Origin of the sequence: Rhodococcus sp. 1R11 (genome assembly GCF_004563845.1) — a bacterium.
Taxonomy (GTDB): domain Bacteria; phylum Actinomycetota; class Actinomycetes; order Mycobacteriales; family Mycobacteriaceae; genus Rhodococcoides.
Genome location: NZ_SPNG01000009.1, coordinates 98,534 through 116,155 on the forward strand (window position 1 = coordinate 98,534; position 17,622 = coordinate 116,155).

12 protein-coding genes are annotated in these 17,622 nt (G+C 60.1%); 9 read left to right on the top strand and 3 right to left on the bottom strand.

The window, feature by feature from the left end; all coding sequences use genetic code 11:
- Nucleotides 1–8 precede the first annotated feature (8 nt).
- The gene (locus E4P29_RS16815) at nt 9–680 is read right to left on the bottom strand and encodes a hypothetical protein (protein WP_135046348.1); all 672 of its coding nucleotides are present in this window, start codon (nt 678–680) and stop codon (nt 9–11) included.
- 263 nt (nt 681–943) lie between these two features.
- On the opposite strand from E4P29_RS16815, the gene E4P29_RS16820 reads away from it, so the two are divergent.
- Together E4P29_RS16820 and E4P29_RS16825 are read left to right on the top strand one after the other, a co-directional pair.
- Nucleotides 944–1,468, top strand: coding sequence for a hypothetical protein (locus tag E4P29_RS16820; protein ID WP_135046349.1), 525 nt, complete (start codon nt 944–946; stop codon nt 1,466–1,468).
- A 23-nt stretch (nt 1,469–1,491) separates the two neighbouring features.
- A complete protein-coding gene (locus tag E4P29_RS16825; protein ID WP_245154372.1) occupies nt 1,492–2,007 on the top strand; it encodes a hypothetical protein in 516 nt (171 codons plus the stop codon).
- Between the two features lie 66 nt (nt 2,008–2,073).
- Here the strand turns inward: E4P29_RS16825 and E4P29_RS16830 are convergent, their stop codons facing one another.
- On the bottom strand, nt 2,074–2,847 hold the full coding sequence (locus E4P29_RS16830) for a hypothetical protein (protein ID WP_135046350.1): 774 nt from the start codon (nt 2,845–2,847) through the stop codon (nt 2,074–2,076).
- A 248-nt stretch (nt 2,848–3,095) separates the two neighbouring features.
- On the opposite strand from E4P29_RS16830, the gene E4P29_RS16835 reads away from it, so the two are divergent.
- The 5 genes from E4P29_RS16835 to E4P29_RS16855 all read left to right on the top strand — a co-directional run bounded on the left by E4P29_RS16835 (nt 3,096) and on the right by E4P29_RS16855 (nt 9,985).
- Nucleotides 3,096–4,574 (top strand): hypothetical protein, encoded by a 1,479-nt coding sequence (locus E4P29_RS16835; protein ID WP_135046351.1) that lies wholly within the window; start codon nt 3,096–3,098, stop codon nt 4,572–4,574.
- Nucleotides 4,575–4,949: 375 nt separating this feature from the next.
- Nucleotides 4,950–7,364, top strand: coding sequence for an AAA family ATPase (locus tag E4P29_RS16840; protein WP_245154373.1), 2,415 nt, complete (start codon nt 4,950–4,952; stop codon nt 7,362–7,364).
- 33 nt (nt 7,365–7,397) lie between these two features.
- Nucleotides 7,398–7,754, top strand: coding sequence for a hypothetical protein (locus E4P29_RS16845; protein WP_135046352.1), 357 nt, complete (start codon nt 7,398–7,400; stop codon nt 7,752–7,754).
- A gap of 42 nt (nt 7,755–7,796) precedes the next feature.
- Entirely contained in the window at nt 7,797–8,444 is a 648-nt protein-coding gene (locus tag E4P29_RS16850) for a DUF6308 family protein (RefSeq protein ID WP_135046353.1), read from the top strand.
- Between the two features lie 239 nt (nt 8,445–8,683).
- Nucleotides 8,684–9,985: a hypothetical protein gene (locus E4P29_RS16855; RefSeq protein ID WP_135046354.1), complete on the top strand. Its 1,302-nt coding sequence runs from the start codon at nt 8,684–8,686 to the stop codon at nt 9,983–9,985.
- Between the two features lie 187 nt (nt 9,986–10,172).
- On the opposite strand, the gene E4P29_RS16860 is transcribed toward E4P29_RS16855, so the two are convergent.
- A complete protein-coding gene (locus E4P29_RS16860; protein WP_135046355.1) occupies nt 10,173–10,802 on the bottom strand; it encodes a DUF6642 family protein in 630 nt (209 codons plus the stop codon).
- A gap of 178 nt (nt 10,803–10,980) precedes the next feature.
- On the opposite strand from E4P29_RS16860, the gene E4P29_RS16865 reads away from it, so the two are divergent.
- Together E4P29_RS16865 and E4P29_RS16870 are read left to right on the top strand one after the other, a co-directional pair.
- Nucleotides 10,981–15,876 carry an AAA domain-containing protein gene (locus E4P29_RS16865; protein ID WP_135046356.1) on the top strand — a complete coding sequence of 1,632 codons (4,896 nt, stop codon included), beginning with the start codon at nt 10,981–10,983 and terminating at the stop codon, nt 15,874–15,876.
- Nucleotides 15,873–17,603, top strand: coding sequence for a DEAD/DEAH box helicase (locus E4P29_RS16870; RefSeq protein ID WP_135046357.1), 1,731 nt, complete (start codon nt 15,873–15,875; stop codon nt 17,601–17,603). The genes E4P29_RS16865 and E4P29_RS16870 overlap by 4 nt, the downstream gene beginning before the upstream one ends.
- Nucleotides 17,604–17,622 lie beyond the last annotated feature (19 nt).

Sequence of the window (17,622 nt, forward strand, 5' to 3'; positions counted from 1 at the left end):
AGCCGTTCTCAGAACGCGATGTTGATGTCGCGGGAGATCACGAAACCGTGGTCGCCGCTGTAGCAGGCAATGCCGCCCTCGGTGGAGCGGCAGAAGGTGCCGGTCACTCCGATGACCTGGCCGTATTCGAGTATTCGAGGCTCTCCGCTGCTCGGATCTCCGACGAAGATGCCCTGGTTGGTGCAGATCTGTTCGACGGTGTCGTCCTGGTTGATCTTCACCCCGTAGGTGTTGTTCGCGGCGTTGGCGCACTCGCGTCCGGTGTTTCCCGGCACCGAGTAGCGCACCTGACAGCCCACGATGGTTCCGGGTGCGTTGGATGAGTTGAAGCCGCAGAACACGTTTCCGCTGGGGGACTGGAAGAAGTACTGACCGCCGGGTTGTTCGTAATCGCGGGCATCGACGTTGACGTCGTCGCGGTTCGGGGCAGGTGGCACAGCGGGGACGCCTTGCTCGACGGGGATGGTCGGTAGCGCAGTCACGTAAGGAATCTCACCGGTGGGCCCAGGGCCGCTACCACCGTCGGAGTCGGTGTAGCCGTTGGCCGACGGCGCTGCGGCCGCACTGGTGGTGGGCGGTGACGCTGTTCCTGTGGGTTCCTCGGATCCGCAGGCGATGGCTGCGAAACCGGTAGCGGCGATCAGTGCGCACGTGGCCACGACTCTGCGGACTCGACTCATTTTGTTCGTCCTCACCGGCGTCTGCACAGTGCATCACCTCTGATCAGAGAATCGAACGGGCCAAGTGGTCTGTTAACGTCTTTCGTGTCACGACCCCGTCACGAATCGATATACAAGTGGTCCTTTTGTCGTGATTGCTGCGAGGGTGGGTCGGGAAACGAACCCAGAAGCGCTCGATGCTTCAGGTTCGACCTCGAGTGCTCGGTCCGGTGTCGCAAGCGAACCCGGTATTCCATTGTGCGACGTATCGGAAGGCGTGCTGTATGCGAAAGACGTTGCGGCGAGCGGTTGTATCGATCGCACTGACCGTTCCCTTGATTTTTGGCATCGGCGCGGGAACGGCTGCGGCAGCGCCGCAGACCACTCTGCTCCAGATTCCGGTCGTTACCGGTTTCCAGATCGCACCGGGCGCAGTGCCCGGTGGGCTGTTCCAGACCATTCCGATGAAGGGCACGGTCGGTACCGAGCCGGGTGTTCTGCTGCTGTCCGCGGCGAATATCGCGCCGTATGCAGACCAGTATCCGTACCGAAGTCTCGGTGTGAACTGGCGAAACTGGGACATCGGCTTCCGTGGAAGCGCGGGACTGCGGCACTGGCAGGACAACCCCAACCCGAGCCCGCCCAACGACCTGCCGCCGCTACACAGTGAGCAGTACCCGCGCGAAGTAGCTCTGCCCACCGGCAGTGGGTGGGTCGAGATCACCGTGACCCACTACCGCGATTACTACGACGGCGAGCCCTACGTCGACACGCTGATCCCGGGCAAAGGCTTGATCTACGTGCCGTGATCGCACCTACGAAGGGAAACTCGATGAGGACATCGATCCGATGCGGAGTCGCCGCCCTGGCGCTGTCCGTCCCCCTGGCCTTCGGCGTAGGTGCCGGAACTGCAACCGCTGCGCCGCAAGAGTCGGTACTGCAGGTGCCTGTCGTCACCGGGCCGGAATTCGTCCCTGCAGGCGTTCCCGGCGGGCTGATCCAGACCATTCCGATTCGCGCGGTGGTCGGGGAGAAGCCGGGTGAGGTGCGTTTCTCGGCCGCCGACATCCGGCCGTACTACTACCAGTTCGCTTACCGGCATCTGACGGTCAATTGGCGCAATCTGGCGACCGGTGAGGTGGGTTCTGCGGGGCTGCGCCATTGGAACGACGAGATCGATCGGACGCAGCCGGCCAATCAGGGTGGTTCGCAGGCCTACCGCCTGCCGACCGAGGTGACGGCTCGAACGGGTGCAGGTCCGGTATTTGCGACGGTGACCCACGACCGCGAGAATCCCGATGCGTCGAACGCTCTGATCCCCGGCTTGGGTGTGTTGTTGGTGCCGTGATGTGTGGCATTGGTCGCCGTACTGCGAAAAGTTCCATGCTCGTATCGTTATGAATTGCAGGTTGATTCAGAACAACGTGGGTGCGGTGTAGCGGCCGTTCCGTGCTTCGTTGAGTCGGGCGCTCCAGCGCTGAACGAGCCACATTTCGACGAGTTCGGGGCTGGTGCCGATGTCGGTGGCCCATGCGGTGATGAGTTCGACGTAGCGGTCGTAGCGGCGACGAGTGAATCCGGTCACGGACGGATCTTCGAGCCACCCTTCGTGGATGAGTGTCGAGACTCCGTATTGATCGATCAGCTGCGCGGGGCCGCCGTACACCGATGCCTTTACGGCCCACAGGAACGTGGCCATCAGGGACATTCCGACACCGGGCGCATCGGGCCATCCAGACCATGTCGAGTTCGGATGGTCTGGCACGGCACGGTTACGGACGCAGCTGTCGAGCACCGCGAGAGTCTTGGCGACGGGGTTCTCGTCGGGACGGCTCAGGTGCGGATTCATGACATCCGGGAATCGTCGCATCGCTCTGCGGTGTCGATGGCTGCCCTGCCACGCTGCGCAGAGGAACAGTAGGCCGAGCGAATCGTGTTCGCCTACAGCCAGATCGGTGCCGATCCGTAGATCGTTCCGCTGAACGGTGGCACCGCCGTATTCGACGATTTCGCCGTCGAGGTTGCGTCCGCGCAGTCGAAGATCGTGGCCTGCGCGGTCGAGGTGGCCGTTCCACCAATCCAGGTCGACCTCCACGCCGTCGTCGAGGACGTGCAGGTCGTAACTGCGGTGCTGACACCACTGCACACAGGCCGTGGGAGGCGGGAACCCCTCGTCGAGTCGTGACATACCGCCATCGAAGCATCGGGTACCGACAGATCCCCGCAGAATCGGTGCCATCCCTACGGCATGTCGGTGCTACAAAAACACATTGGGTTTGGTGATCGACTAAGACGAAGGCTGAGCTGTGAGGGTACTGCAGTATGGCGTTGACACCTTGAGTCCTCTGTCTCGGTCGCAGGGCCTGGGGAACTTTGGTGCGGCTGAGATACCATTCGTCCGGGACTACCACGCCGCAGGTCAGGGAGGCACGTGTCATGAAGCAGATATATACTAATTTTGGTTCCTTAAATTTCGGCAAAGCAAATGCAGAATGGGAATTGGAGGATAACCCTGACCTACTGCGGGAAGGATTCCTGGATCCGTTCGATATAAAGCAGGACATTCTGAGGTTAAAGAAGTGGATAGTCGTAGGCCCGAAGGGTGCTGGGAAAACTTCGATCTTGACCAATCTGCAGTTCGACGCTCAAGTCAATCCAGAGTTATTCGTCAAAGCTATGGATTTGGACGACTTCCCACTCGACGCGCTGTTCGATGTGGATACCGGCGAATCCACGGGGGCGTTGCGTGCTCAAGATATGTGGACCTATCTTCTGCTGGTAGAAATGTTTGCATCATTTCAGACCGATGAGGGTGCCGCCTCCAATAGGGAATCCGAGATCAGGGATATCTACACCAACCTAATTCGAGGCGGCCTCCTGCCGGCGAGAAAGTTGAAAGAATCGTTTATGCGCCTGAAGGAGGTTGACCTTAGGGCCGGTACCCCCGGGTTTGAAGCGGGGATCAAATTAGAAAACTCAAAAAACGATGCATCTTTCCGTACGGTGATGAATCATCTGCTATACCATGCGTCGCGCTTTCGTACCAACAGCACCCATCTGATTTTTGTCGACGGGCTTGATTCTGTGGCCATCGGCTTGAACGATGGAAAACGGTGGACGGTTTTGACCGCGCTTGTCAACGCAGCGCATCGCCTAAATATTCGTCTACGTGACAATATGGTCCCCGTGAGGGCAGTCATTCTGTGTCGAAGCGACATTTATCACGAGCTAAGCGATCCGGCCGCCGATAAAAAGCAGGCTAATGTGGCTACCTTTAATTGGTTGCCGGACAACCGAATCCCGCAAGATAACTCATTGGTCGATTTAGCTGAAAGAAAGTGTGCGGTTGGGGCGAATCCACGAATTCCGCTTCTGGTTCGCAATTTTTCAAACACGATACGGTACCAAAACCGAGTTTACGAGACAGCCAATTTTTTAATGCGGTACACTCGGTACTTGCCACGCGATTACTTGACTCTACTAAATTCGATCGCAAAGCATTCTAAAAACCAGGAGGTTGTTAGCTCTAACTCAATTGTGGCGGGGCTGAATCACTACTGTAGCGACTACTTCGTAAATGAAGCGTGGCGAGGAATTTACGCGGTGCTTCCTGTTGAAGAGGCCCGTAGCATGCTGACGCTATTGAAGTCTATCCGCGGTAATAGATTCAGTTTACAAACCCTTTTGCATAAAGTTGATATCGACGACGAAATGGAGGAGTTCGATCTTCGGCGATCTCTACATGCTCTGTATCGTCTAGGTTTAGTATCCAATATTGACCGCGATGATTTCGGAACCTCCTACCTCAATTACGCATACCATTCACAATTTGGTCGACTAGATTTTGAAAGCAATATGGTATTGCACGACGCGTTGACGATTGGTTTAAGAAAGCCATTCAGGGAAGTTGGCTGAGGCGTATCTATCGCGCAACTCGGCGAAACTTCTAAAAGTTATCGATTCTGAACAGCCACTGTAGTACGCTTGAAATCAAGCTTTACGTGACGGTGATTCGATTCGTAGTTTTTTTGGGGGGGGGTCGTTGGGCGATTTTCTCCGTCGCAAGTTTCGCTTACTGTCCAATTGCTGGGTGAGTCATTCAGACGGCGTTGACCGTAACTTGTCCAGGTGATCTGCTCGATGTCGTCACCGCTCTCAAGCTAACGACCTAAAATTTCGAGTGGCTGGGCGGTCATGCTGGCGGCGGCCGTTCCGATGTCCGTGCGAACTGTCGGCACCATATGGAACTGTGGGGTCTGGTTAGCCATCAGAACGAACAGGGGAGTACCGGTGCCCGTTGCCGACAATGCTGTCGACAGGCCACTCGTCGACGTCGTGATCGACGCCATCGACGCTGACAATGACCTGTCCGACGAGGCCAAGTACTACGTGCTGGCAGCGCTCGAAGGGCCGACGGCACTGCAAGAACTGCTCGACGGCGTCTCTACGCCCCACGTCCCCGAGCCGTCGGGGAGTCAGCTCCTCGAAGAGCCGGTCGGTGCGTTTTTGACCTCGATCACTGTCGCGGGATTCCGCGGTATCGGGCCCAAAGCAGCACTGGAGCTACACCCCGCGCCGGGCATCACGATCGTCAGTGGCCGCAACGGATCGGGCAAGTCGAGCTTTGCCGAGGCGCTGGAATTCGCGATTACCGGTTCGAGCTACCGCTGGGAGAACAAGGCCAAGCTGTGGGCCGATACCTGGCGCAATCTGCATCAGGGAGACCCGTGTGAGGTGCGGGTCGGGCTCACGATCGAAGGATCCGAACCGACGGTTGTCGGTGTCGACTGGACTTCCGACGCCGCGCTGAAGGGATGCTCCACCTGGACTCAGGTGGGAAAGCAGAAGCGCAGTACCGGTACCGATGCACTTGGGTGGAAGTCTGCCGTCGAATTACATCGCCCGATACTGTCCTACGACGAAATCGGCGGACTGTTCGACGCGACGCCGTCCACCCTGCACGACGCTCTGGCCAAACTCCTCGGACTCGACGAGATCACCGATGCCGAGAAGCGACTGGCAGCGGTACTCAAGGAGGTCAAGGGACCCCGGCAACGAGCAGCGGAGAGCCTGCGCCAGCTCAAGAACTCGTTGTCGGATGCGTCGGATGATCGTGCGAAAACTGCTGTGGCCCTGGTCAAGAAGCGGGTTGCGGATCTCGACGCGGTGCTGGCGCTCGCCACCGGAGCCGACGCATCGGCATCGCCCGCGCTCATCGGTTTGAAGCGGCTCGCAACGCTGAGCGCCCCGACTCAGCAGCGTGTCGACGAGGTGGTGGCGGAGCTTCGGGCAGCTGCGGCCGATACCGCGGATTCGGCTCATGAGGCACTGTCGGTGGTGGAGCAACGCAACGATCTGCTCGATGCGGCATTGCGACTACACAGTGAGACGGGCACTGTCAAGTGCCCGGTCTGTGCGATGGGGACGCTCGACGATGCCTGGGCCGAGCACTCGCGGGCGCAGCTTGCCGAGCAGAGCCAGAAACTGGCCGCCTACAAACACAGTCGCCGCCGACTAGACCAAGCGCAACGCGCCGCAGTCGAACTGGGGAACGGAATCGCCGACGCCACCGCGGTGGAGGGCGTTGACCTGCCTTCCTTGTCCGAATATCGAAAGTCCGTCGCCGTGGCGCGAGAGCAACCGTCGAGTTCTTCGGTTCTAGCGGATCACTTGGCTACGACGATCCCCGCCGTTATCGAGTCTGCTGAGGCGCTGCGCACTGAGGCCAAGGAAGCGGCGGCTCAGCGTGAGGACACGTGGGCACCGATTGCTGGACGTCTGGCCGCGTGGGCCACTCTCGAATCCGCGGCGCGAGAGGCGGATAAGGCCGTAAAGAACGTCGACGCGGCCAAGAAGTGGATTGCCTCGCATGCCAAGCAATTGAGGGATCAGCGGCTTGCTCCGATTGCCGAGCAGGCACGCGACATCTGGGCGGAGTTGCGGCAGGAAAGCAATGTCGACATCGGTGCCATCAACTTGGTGGGCCACAACACCAGCAGGCGAGTGGTGATGACCGGCTCGGTCGATGGCGTGGAGTCCGAGGCACTGTCGGTCATGAGTCAGGGCGAGCTGCATGCGTTGGCATTGGCACTGTTCATACCGAGAGCGACTACGCCGAACAGTCCGTTTCGATTCATCGTGCTGGACGACCCGATCCAGGCTATGGATCCAGCGAAGATCGACGGCTTCATCAAGGTGCTGTCGACGCTCGCGAAGACCAGGCAGGTCATCGTGTTCTCGCACGACGACCGATTGGCCACTGTGATCAGGCAACTCGCCGTCGACGCTCGGCTCGTCGAGGTGATGCGCGAACCAGGTTCCAACATCAGTGTTTCCGAGACGCAGAATCAAGCGACCCGGTATTGCAACGATGTGCGGGCATTGGTGTTGGACGAGAATGTGCCCGAGGACGTCAAGCGGCGAGTTGCCACCCGGCTTGTTCCGATTGGCTCTGGAATCGGCTGCACAGCAGGTGTTCTATGCAAAGCAACACCGGGCGGGGGAGTCTCGGCTGGTGACCGAGGAGCGGTGGTCGTCAGTGCACAAGACTCGCAACAAGATTGCGCTGGCCGTGCACCAGGATTCCGAACGCGACCTATCACAGTGGCTCGGCTTCCGCACCGAACGCTTCCCGACGCTGCATATTGCGAATGCCGGCACTCACAACGGTTCAGATCGGCCGATCACCTGGGAAGTGGTCAATGACCTGAAGAAGATGGTCGACGGGATCCTCGCCGAATGACTACTTCAACGTCTCCGGCAGTTGCGCTGAGAAATGCGGAACTGCTCCTCGACGGAAGCCATGGTGCTGCAGGCGGTTCGGCGCGTCTGGCTGCGTTCCTTGCTCGGCAGGCGTTGGAGGAGTTGGTGGTCGCGCGATGCGTGGCGTTGGGCGTGGACATCGAGCGACCGAGCATGCGATCGCGGCTGGTGATTCTGCGGTCGCTCGACACAGCCGAGAATGCCGACGCTGCTGCGATGGCATGGAACAGACTGAGCAACGCATGCCACCACCATGCGTATGAACTCGCGCCGACAGTGGTTGAGGTGCGGCATCTATGCGGAGTGGTTGCTGTGCTGCTGGAAAATGGATGATCCAGGAAGTGAGAGACCGAGTTGGCCAAGGACGATCCACACATGCCCGATCTCGTTGCGCAACGGGACTCGAAGACCGCAATCCGATTGTGGAAGCAGTACTTTGCGCTCGATTCTCAAGGCAGGCCGAACTTCAGTGGCTCGCAATTCGAGAGGTTTCGGGGCGGCGGCGATAAGGCGACCCGGGACGTGTTCACTTCCGATGACCTGGTGGCGGTCTCTCTACTGAGCGTCAATGTGCCCGCGCAGTCGGCGTTGCGCATCCTTGGCCCGGACGCCGATCGCTGCAGAGCACTACTCGAAGCGATCCCCACAGGACTCACACTCGCGGATTCGCCAGAGTCCGCTATTGGCGCGGGGTCGTCTGCGGCGCAGCTGTGGCGCTTGTTGCGTCAGTCGTCGACTCCGAAGCAGGGCGCACACGACGGAATCGGCAAGACGACGACGAGCAAACTCATCGCCAGGAAAAGACCTGACCTGATTCCGGTGTGGGACAGCGTTGTGACCGGCCTGACAGGTCAGGACAGCAAGGGCAGCTGGGTATGGCTGCGATCGGAGCTACGCGGCTCCGATTCGTCACTCGACCGGTGGATCAGAAACACTGCGCCGGACGAACTGATGGACATCTCCACCATTCGGCTATTGGACGTACTTCTATGGATGGTGGGCTCTGGTCGACATCGAGGATGAAGCAGAGCGTCTCGGACAAGCTGTCTGTCGAAATATGCACGACGCGGTCAGGAGAAGGAGAACGACCGTCTATCGACAGACGACGGTTGGGACCGTGGCATCGCGCCAGTAGAGAACGTGATCAAAGAAATGGGACGCGAGCGGTTGGGCTGGCGTGACGGCGGCAAAGTTGCCGATGCCTCCAGAACCTGTCGGTCTGTTCGGTTATGGTGAGCGCCAACAACCTCAGGAGGCTTTGGATGACCGACGACTGGATGAACCAGGAATTGACCGACTTCGACAAGGAGCTGCTCGAGTCCTCTGGAATATCGGTGCACGTCGAGCCGGAGGGCCTGCTGATTTCGGGTGATGACGACGCAGTGGCGGGGTATCTCAGTCGGATCAAGGATCTTGTAGGCGACGGTGTCCAGGTTGCTGGCATCGACAAAGCCGCTATAGCGAACGCGGGTGCACTGATAGCCGCTGCAGCCACAGCGAAAGCGCAGCATGGTCACTTCGTGAAGCTTGCTCCTCAGAGTGTTGACATGCTCAAGTCCTACAAGGTCATTCCGGGCCTTCCCGGTTACAACCGTATGACTCTGGTCGACTCGGCCCACAAGTTTCGCCATCAGATGCAGTGGCAGTCGGTCGCAATGACACCGACCCGAGCTCTGGGAATGCAGATCATGGTGGTACAGCTCGCGCTGCAGACAGCGATCAGCGAGGTGTCGGACGGGATCAAGCGCATCGAGGGTGAGGTCGACAAGATCCTCCGTCTCGCCGAAGCGTCGCGTGTCGGGGATGTCCTTGGCCATCATTCTGCGTTGTCGCACATCGTCAAGGTCTACAAAGAGACTGGCGCGCTTCCGACGACCGATTGGGAGAGCGTCGCCTCACTCGGTCCGCAGCTTCAAGTCGGTATCGAGCGACTACGTGACCATGCGAAGCGCACTGTCAACAGCTTCGACGCGGACAAGCCGGTCCAGGAGCGCGCCGCGTATCTGACCCGAGCAGTCAAGGACGAGCGTCTCGGTGAGACCCTGCAGCTTTTGGTTATCGCGGAGAGTTCGCTCTACCTGTGGCAGACGCTCCGCATTGCTCGTGTGCGCGCTGCGGAGCCCGAACATCTCGACGCAGTCGTTGCGTCGGCACGGAAGATCCTTGCTGAGCACGTTGAGCGGGACGGCGACCTACTGCGTCACGCTCGGCTCGAGCTGTCCAATTACGGCACGGTCAAGCCGCTCGAGATTGTGCGATGGATGGCGACAGGTGATCTCAAACGTGATATCACCCAACTGCGCAATGACTTGGACGCATTCGCTTCGGCACGGAACAGTCAGGTCACCGGTTGGATCGACAATGAGGACCCTTCCATAAGTGATGCATTCTCCGAGCTTGGTAACCGTGCGAAAGCCGTTGGTGGTGCCGCAGCTGAAATCGGTGGCAAAGCAGTCAGCATTGGCGCAGCGGGTGCAGGTTGGATCGGTAGAGGTGTGAAGGGCATAGTCTCGAAGGGTCCGGCGAAATCCGATGGCGAACCTGAAAATCGCCGAGGCAGCTGACCTGAGCGCGATCTGGTTCGGGGTTCGGCAGTGGCGCAACGCAATCGCCGATTCATGAACTTGGAAACGCCGGTCGTAGGTCGGGTCGGTCAATTCGATGTGCGTGCACTCGGCGTTGTCTAATAGAAGATGATCCGTTTTCGATATTCTGGTCCCTGGGTTGTTGGCGCTTTCGCACGTTGGTCCGTCAGGACCCGACTGCGCTCGCCCACGTTCGATGCGCCATGCGAAAACCGAGTTTATTCGTAAGCACCGGGTGTTCCCGCACGAGTCGGTCGTGCAGGGGCTTGATGCTCGTCGACCCCAAAAGGCTACTGATCATCATCAGCTCGAACGCAGATGATTCGGTCCAGTCGACGTTGCGGGTGTATCCGGCGACCGCGCGTGCTCCGGACTTCCGGCAGAACGACATCAATTGAGCAGCATCGGCATTGAGAACCGAACATGATGCGATGTAGACAACGAAACCCGGCTCCTGCTGGGACAGCATCGAAGCAAGTGAATCGAGCGAGACGGCTTTCTTGCCTACATCGAATCCGTCTCGGTCACCATGGAACGCGAGGTAGACGATGTCGTATCGCGTCTTTTTCCGATAATTCATTCGGCTGATGTGATATTCGAGCTCGGCAACCGTGTTGACGTTTCTGTGCACCAACCGCAGGTAGTTCTGGAGCTCCAGCAGTCGCAACACGTGTTCGACGCTGAGCTTGTCCCACGGATCGTTGTCCTCCCATTCACCTTCCAGACACAGCAGCCCGGGTGGCTTCGTCGAGCTGGCCCTGACTTGCTCGGTACGTGAAAGGTCAGCTGCTGCCATGTGAGCTCCTCGATCGTCTGAACTTCATTCCGAGAGTACGAGCCGGGCCATTCGCGGGGGCAGACTTCGGCGAACTTCGGCCGCACCTGCCGTGTGTTCCGTCAGCCAACCGACCGCCCGTCACGTTTGTCCGAGTCTGCCGATAGATTGTCCGAACAACGTTCGAGTGAGGAGTGCGGTGACCGTTCACAGCGATGAGGTCGGCGGGCGAGTCCGTCGATTGCTCGAGTTCTTGCGCGAGACGGTGTCTGCTCAGTCCAAACCGGTTCGCGCCTACGGGCCGACGACTCGACTCGAGTGGCTGTATCGACGGGACCGCGATGTCCAAGTCGATGTCAACGCAACGGCAGGCGACGTAGTCGTCAGGGTTGTCCGAGTCAGTGTCGAACCGCCCCCGCAGCTGCCCGAACAGCTCGTTGATGCGGTGCAGGGTCCGATCGACAGAGCCGTCGAACCGCCGACACTTGCGCGCGGAGCCGGTGCAGCCGAGTTCGAGCTGTTTCGATCGTGGCTCACCGAATGGCAGGTGTGGGCGGTCGACGACGTGAAGAAGCGTCCCTTGGCGGAGTTGTATCTGTCGGTCGATCGAATGCGAGAAGAGTCGCATACACAGCCGGAGACGGTCGAAGTCGTTCTGGCATCAGGGCTCCTGTCGGCGACTGTGTCCGGAGTGGCCATCGATTCTCATCTGGTGACTCAACCGGTGGAGGTCATTCGGGACGAGGACACCGGGGATCTGCTGGTCAAGTTGACGGCTGGAAGCAGCCCTCGGCTCGAAGACCGGCAACTTTTGCTCGGGCTCGATGGACTCCGCACGGCGTCAGCAGCATCCCTTGCACAGAAACTCGGCGACGTCGCGGGCTCGCCGATCGCACGCTCTGCCTCCACGATTCTGAAGGAGTGGTCGAACTCGTCCATCTCCAGCATCACGTACGTCGCCGATCATCATGTTCCTCCTGCCGCGCGTCGCGGGACGGTCCGTGAGTCACCTGCATTGCTGCTTCGTCGTCGAACCGGCTTTGCGCTCGTCTCCTACTACGACGCCATGATTGCTGCTTTGAACGATGGTGCCGATGTTCCGCTAGGACTCCAACAGCTCGTCGAAAGCATCGAGTCGACAGACCGGCTCGACTGGTTGGCGCGTCCTAACTCAGAGCCGTCGCCAGAGATTCTGTTTCCACTTCCCGCGAATCGCGCGCAGTCCAGCATCATGGAGAAGCTCTCACTCGACACGGGTGTCGTTGTCGAAGGGCCGCCCGGAACGGGAAAGACCCACACCATCGCAAATCTCATGTCTGCGTTGCTGGCTCAGGGTCAGCGAGTTCTCGTCACCAGTGAGAAGTCGCAGGCATTGCGAGTGCTACGAGACAAGTTGCCGGCGGAACTGCAAGATCTGTGTGTGTCGATCACCGACCTTGCCAAGGGCGGGTCGGAGGAACTCGACCACAGTGTCTCGGTTATTGCCGGCCGTCTTGCGGATTTCGAGATCGCTCAGGCAGACCGGCACATAGAGCGAATCGCCGGGGATCGTTACCGAGCGATCAACAAGAAGTACACCCTGGAAGAAGCGCTGACCTCGACACCGTCCGACGAGTCCGAGGTCCAGAATTTCGGCTCGCATTACGAGGGAACGCTGTCGGGAGTGGCGTCGCAGCTTGCTGCGTCGGCCGCAGAGCTGTCCTGGGTGCCGGGTCCGCTCTATACCGAGTCGCCGCCAATCACCTCAGCGCAATTTGCTGAACTCGCGGGCCTGCTGGTCGAGAGCGAGCTTCACGCGGCGGACCGCCGCGAACAGTCTCTTCCGGACCTGTCCACAGTGCTACCGAGCAAGACCGTGGTCACTCGACTGTGCGACGGTGCAAGCAGTCGGGCTTCGGCATCTGCACTGGCTGATCTCCCGACGGCGGAGCTGCGCCGACTGGCAGCCCTGTCTCGTCAGGTGCTCGCGCGCGGCACGCAGCTGGATGGGGACCTCCGCGCCGTGCTGGACGGTGTGTTGTCCGGTTCGCTCGGCTACCTGTGGACGAGGGCAATTGGGGCGTCAGCCCTGCTCGACGACGCGAAATCTGCCGACGCATTGGTCGGTACAGCGAATGTGGTCGCAGACAGAGCCGATCTCGTTGCTCTGGAGACGTACGACGCCGCCGCGCGTCTCTACACAGAAGGACGGTTCGACACCCTCCGGTGGTTGCGGACGCCGAAGGAGCAGACTGCGGTCGACGAACTGGCCGTAACGGCCACAGTCGATGGCGTTCCGGCGCAAGGAGGCCAGGCGTACCGCCTTGTTGCAGAACATATTCGTGCGCTTCGTTCGGTAGACGAGGCCGCATCATTGTTGGCGGACATCGGTATTCGCCTTCCGCACCGAGAGAGTCGTGCGGCGCGTATCAACGAGGTGGACGGTGCCGTTCGCAACATGGCATTGGTGCAGGACGTCGTCAAGCGGATTGCAGCAATCTCGGATGAGCTCGAAGACCGGGTGGCACTACGAACGCTCGACGGCGTGGAAGGGCTGTTGTCGGATATCGAGAAGGCGCTGGCGGGCACGAATGCACGCGACGCGCTGGAGCGGCTTGTGGTGATCGCCGATGATTTCGACGCTGCCACCGGAGGGGCGAACAGCACAGAAGCGCTCGCACTCTCGGACGCGCTCCGCACCGCCGACCGCGAGGCATTCGACGCTGCGGTCCATGGATACGCACGAGCGAGTGTCGAACAGCAGCAACAGTTGTCGATGGATACACTGCTGCGGGATCTCGATGCAGCAGCACCGACACTTGGTCATCTGGTCACGAGCGACCGCGTCACCGACTGGGTTGCTGTTGCCGGCGATTTCGAGGACGCATGGGCGTGGAGGTGGGTGAACCAGCACGTCGAACAGCGTCTCGTCCGCCCCGAAGCATCGAACCTGGACGATCTCTACGACGATGTAGATGGAGAGATCTCCCAGCTCACAGCGACACTGGCGGCGGAGAAAGCATGGCGAGAGTGTCTGCAGCGCATGACGTCACGGGAGATGCAGGCGCTCCGCACGTACCAGGAGAGCATCAGCAACATCGGAGTTGGCAGTACCAAAATCGCACAGCGTTACCGAGCCTCGGCACGGGCAGCCATGCAGGAAGCGCAGAGTGCTGTGCCGGCGTGGATCATGCCGATCGGGCAGGTTCTGTCGTCGATTCCCCCGCAGCAGAACGTCTTCGACGTCGTGATTGTCGATGAAGCGAGTCAGGCGGACATCAGCAGTCTGTTTCTCATGTGGCTCGCACCGCGGGTGATCGTGGTGGGCGACGACAAGCAGTGCGCACCGGATCGAATACAGCAGGTCTCCGACGACACAGTTTTCGAGCGTCTGGACTCTCACCTCGGTGATCTACCGATACACGTCCGGAACAATTTCAGCCCTCGCTCAAGCCTGTTCTCGCTGCTTCGGAGCCGGTACAACCAGCGTGTACGGCTACGTGAGCATTTCCGGTCCATGCCGGAGATCATTGAGTGGTCGTCGAAACAGTTCTATCGAGACACTCCGCTGATTCCGGTGCGACAGTTCGGAGCGGAACGCCTGCAACCGCTCGTGTCGACCTACGTCGAGGGCGCAGAAACGGCGGGGTCGAGTGCGACCTTGGTCAACGAGGTCGAAGCGCTTCGCCTCGTCGAGCGCCTGTGCGAGTGCATCTCCGATCCTGACTACGACGGCATGACTTTCGGAGTCGTCGTCTTGCAGAGTCGGGCGCAGGTCGAGTTGATCCGCTCGCTGATCTCGGAGCGTATCCCGGCCGAGCAACGGGACAATCTGCGTTTACGCGTGGGAACGGCACCCGAATTTCAGGGCGATGAGCGAGACGTTGTGTTCGTGTCGATGGTCGTGGGCGCGCGATCGACGCGCAATGCGCTCACCAGCGAATCCTGGCAGCGCCGTTTCAATGTTGCGGCAACTCGTGCACGAGACCAGGTGTGGCTGTTCCATTCTGTCCGGGCAGAGGACCTCTCGCCGCTGGACCTGCGGGCATCGCTGCTCACCTACGTCGAAGCTGCCCCCACTGTCCCGGTTCCGGAGATGCCGCAGGTTGTCGACGAGGAAGCCCTCCACAGTGATTTCGTATCGATGACGGCGCAAAGGGTATTCGTCGCCCTGCGCGATCGCGGATACCACGTCAATTCTGCGATCGAGATCAACGAACTCGTCCTGGATCTGGTGGTCACCGGTGTCGCATCGAAGGTCGCGATCGAATGCGATGACGACCGCGAGCGTTCGAGAGACGTTGTTGTCGAGCGCCTTCGCCGAGAAATGGATTTGAAGCGGTGTGGGTGGACGTTTGGAAGAGTGCGTGCGTCCCAGGTCGTCGTCGACGTTGACACTGCACTCGCCCCGATCATCGAAATTCTGGACGCGGTCGGAATTCTTCCCGGTGAAGTTGAGATTGCCGACGCTGGCCGGGATGCGAATTGGAAGCCGGTTGTACTGAGCGCGAATTCCAACGAGGACGCCCCTCCTGACGAGGAGCCGATGACTCCTGCTCCGGTTGTGGATACCGCAGTCGCGCCGTTGCCTACGGTGATCGAGGAAAAATATCCCGTCCGTTCGAGTGCCGTTCAGGTCGTCGAGCTCGAGCCGGGGGAGACACGACCGCCGAAGTTCGACGGGTCGCGCGAGATTCGGGTCGACTCTCGATACTCCACCCCGCGGCGGTCCGCCCCGGTCAAGCGCGTGCCGGTAACCAAGCGTCCTTCGCCGGCAGTCATGCCGAAACGGGCACCGTCGAAAAAGCCCGTCGTTTCGACAGCACCTGTCGCCGCTGCGGCAGCGGGGGTAGGTATCGAAACGCTCCCTGCGGAGGTGCAGGCGGCATTGGCATCGCTGCCCGCAGCATCGTTGTCGACGGGTCGCGTCATCGCAGTCGCCGCGGCGCGTCGCGACGCGCCACTGACGTTGCGGCGTTGCTCGTTGATCACGGGCATGACCCCGATCGCTGCTCAGCAGCTGCTCGCTGACTTGGAACTGACGAAGAAGCTCGTGCGCAGACATCGACGCAATGGCGTTGCCGAGTGGGTACGACCCGAGGACGCGGCATCATGACGGAATTGAGGGCTTGGCAGAAGGAAGCATTCGAGGCCTGGCGAGGGGCTGGCAATCGCGCCATCGTCGAAGCAGTCACCGGCACTGGTAAGACGCGTGTCGGTGTGGCCGCGATCGTATCGGCGCGGAGCCTGAACCAACAGGTCCTGGTCGTCGTGCCGACCATCGACCTTCTCGAGCAGTGGCACACGGAGGTCAAACAGCAGCTTCCGTCGGTGTCGGTCGGGAGGCGGGGGAACGGGCATCGCGATGACTTCCGGCACAGCAGCGTTCTGATCACCACCATCCAATCGGCCATCATGAAGGGTGCCCCTCAACCGCGTCCCGGTGCCTTGATGATCGCGGACGAAGTCCACCGTTATGGCACCGATGGGTTCGCACGTGTCTTCACCGATCGGTTCGATCACCGCCTCGGATTGACGGCCACATTGGAGCGCCAGGACGAAGGTGTGGACACGCACATCCTCCCGTACTTCCGAACGAAGATCGCAGGATGTGACTTCGCCCGAGGCCGACAAGACAACGTCCTTGCTCCCGTTCGCGTCATGACGGTTGCCATCGAATTCACACCAGACGAACGTATCAGGTTCGAGGAACACGATGCGATCGCAAGAGATGCGCGCAAGAACCTGATCAGCAAATACGATTGTGTTGCATCGCCTTTCGGCGAGTTCATGAAGACCGTGACGAAGCTGGCCGAACAACGAGACCTCCCGGAAGGACGACTCGCCAGCCGATACCTGTCGGCATTCAGTAAGCGGCGGTCGTTGCTAGCGGACTGCCAGGGCAAGATCGATGCGCTCGGAACGTTGGCACCGGCATTGGCGAAGTCGGATAGGTCGATCGTGTTCTCCGAGACCAAGGCGTCGGCCGAAGCAGGCTCGGCCGTTCTGCGTGAGCGTGGCGTGCCGTCCAGTGCTTACTCCAGCGGACTGGATCGACTGGCCAGAACCCGAGTGCTGCAACAGTTCCGCAGCGGGGCACTGACCAACCTTGTCGCACCCAGGGTGCTCGACGAGGGAATCGACGTTCCTGCCGTCGATGTCGGCGTCATCATCGCCAGCAGCAGTTCTCGACGGCAGATGATTCAGCGTATGGGTCGGGTACTGCGGCTCAAGCCCGGAGACCGGGCAGCGGCATTCGTGATCATGTACGTGCCGGAGACCATGGAGGACCCGGCGCTCGGCGCGCACGAGGCGTTCTTGGAGCAACTCCTTGAGATCGCTGAGGAGCAGGTCGATGTACCAATCGCACAAGCGCCGGCGCTGCTGACGGAATGGTTGACGCGACCCGTCGAACCCAAACCGGAACCGGTGCGCGTCCCCTCCAAGCTGCCGGCGTTCGTCGAGCCTGTTGCCACTGGTGAACTCTCCCGGTCCCTGGGTCGGAACTCTGCTGTCGCTGTCTCGCCTACCGCTGTGTCGAGTCCGACTGCAGTGCCGATGGATTCAGTAGCAGATTGGATAGGTACGTCCGGCAATCTCGATCTGATGTTGCGGTATGCCGCGACGTTAACAGCGAAGGAGGCTCGCATTCTCGTCGATGTGTTCGGTCTGGGCGGGCAAGAGGCTCGATCGGCGATGACAGTGGCGAAATCAGAAGTCGTTCCCATCGAGATCGTGGCCAAAATACGAGAAAAAGGGATCGACGCTGTACGTGGGCTCGAGTCGCTCGAAGGCAGCGGCGGAATGCCCTCTGCGGTGCCTGTCGTTCGGCTGCGATCGTAAGCGCAATAAATAGGTAAAG

Bases quoted from the DNA above. Each gene is read 5' to 3' on its own strand.
- E4P29_RS16815 (WP_135046348.1), bottom strand. From the start codon at position 680: ATGAGTCGAGTCCGCAGAGTCGTGGCCACGTGCGCACTGATCGCCGCT.
- E4P29_RS16820 (WP_135046349.1), top strand. From the start codon at position 944: ATGCGAAAGACGTTGCGGCGAGCGGTTGTATCGATCGCACTGACCGTT.
- E4P29_RS16825 (WP_245154372.1), top strand. From the start codon at position 1,492: ATGAGGACATCGATCCGATGCGGAGTCGCCGCCCTGGCGCTGTCCGTC.
- E4P29_RS16830 (WP_135046350.1), bottom strand. From the start codon at position 2,847: ATGTCACGACTCGACGAGGGGTTCCCGCCTCCCACGGCCTGTGTGCAG.
- E4P29_RS16835 (WP_135046351.1), top strand. From the start codon at position 3,096: ATGAAGCAGATATATACTAATTTTGGTTCCTTAAATTTCGGCAAAGCA.
- E4P29_RS16845 (WP_135046352.1), top strand. From the start codon at position 7,398: ATGACTACTTCAACGTCTCCGGCAGTTGCGCTGAGAAATGCGGAACTG.
- E4P29_RS16850 (WP_135046353.1), top strand. From the start codon at position 7,797: ATGCCCGATCTCGTTGCGCAACGGGACTCGAAGACCGCAATCCGATTG.
- E4P29_RS16855 (WP_135046354.1), top strand. From the start codon at position 8,684: ATGACCGACGACTGGATGAACCAGGAATTGACCGACTTCGACAAGGAG.
- E4P29_RS16860 (WP_135046355.1), bottom strand. From the start codon at position 10,802: ATGGCAGCAGCTGACCTTTCACGTACCGAGCAAGTCAGGGCCAGCTCG.
- E4P29_RS16870 (WP_135046357.1), top strand. From the start codon at position 15,873: ATGACGGAATTGAGGGCTTGGCAGAAGGAAGCATTCGAGGCCTGGCGA.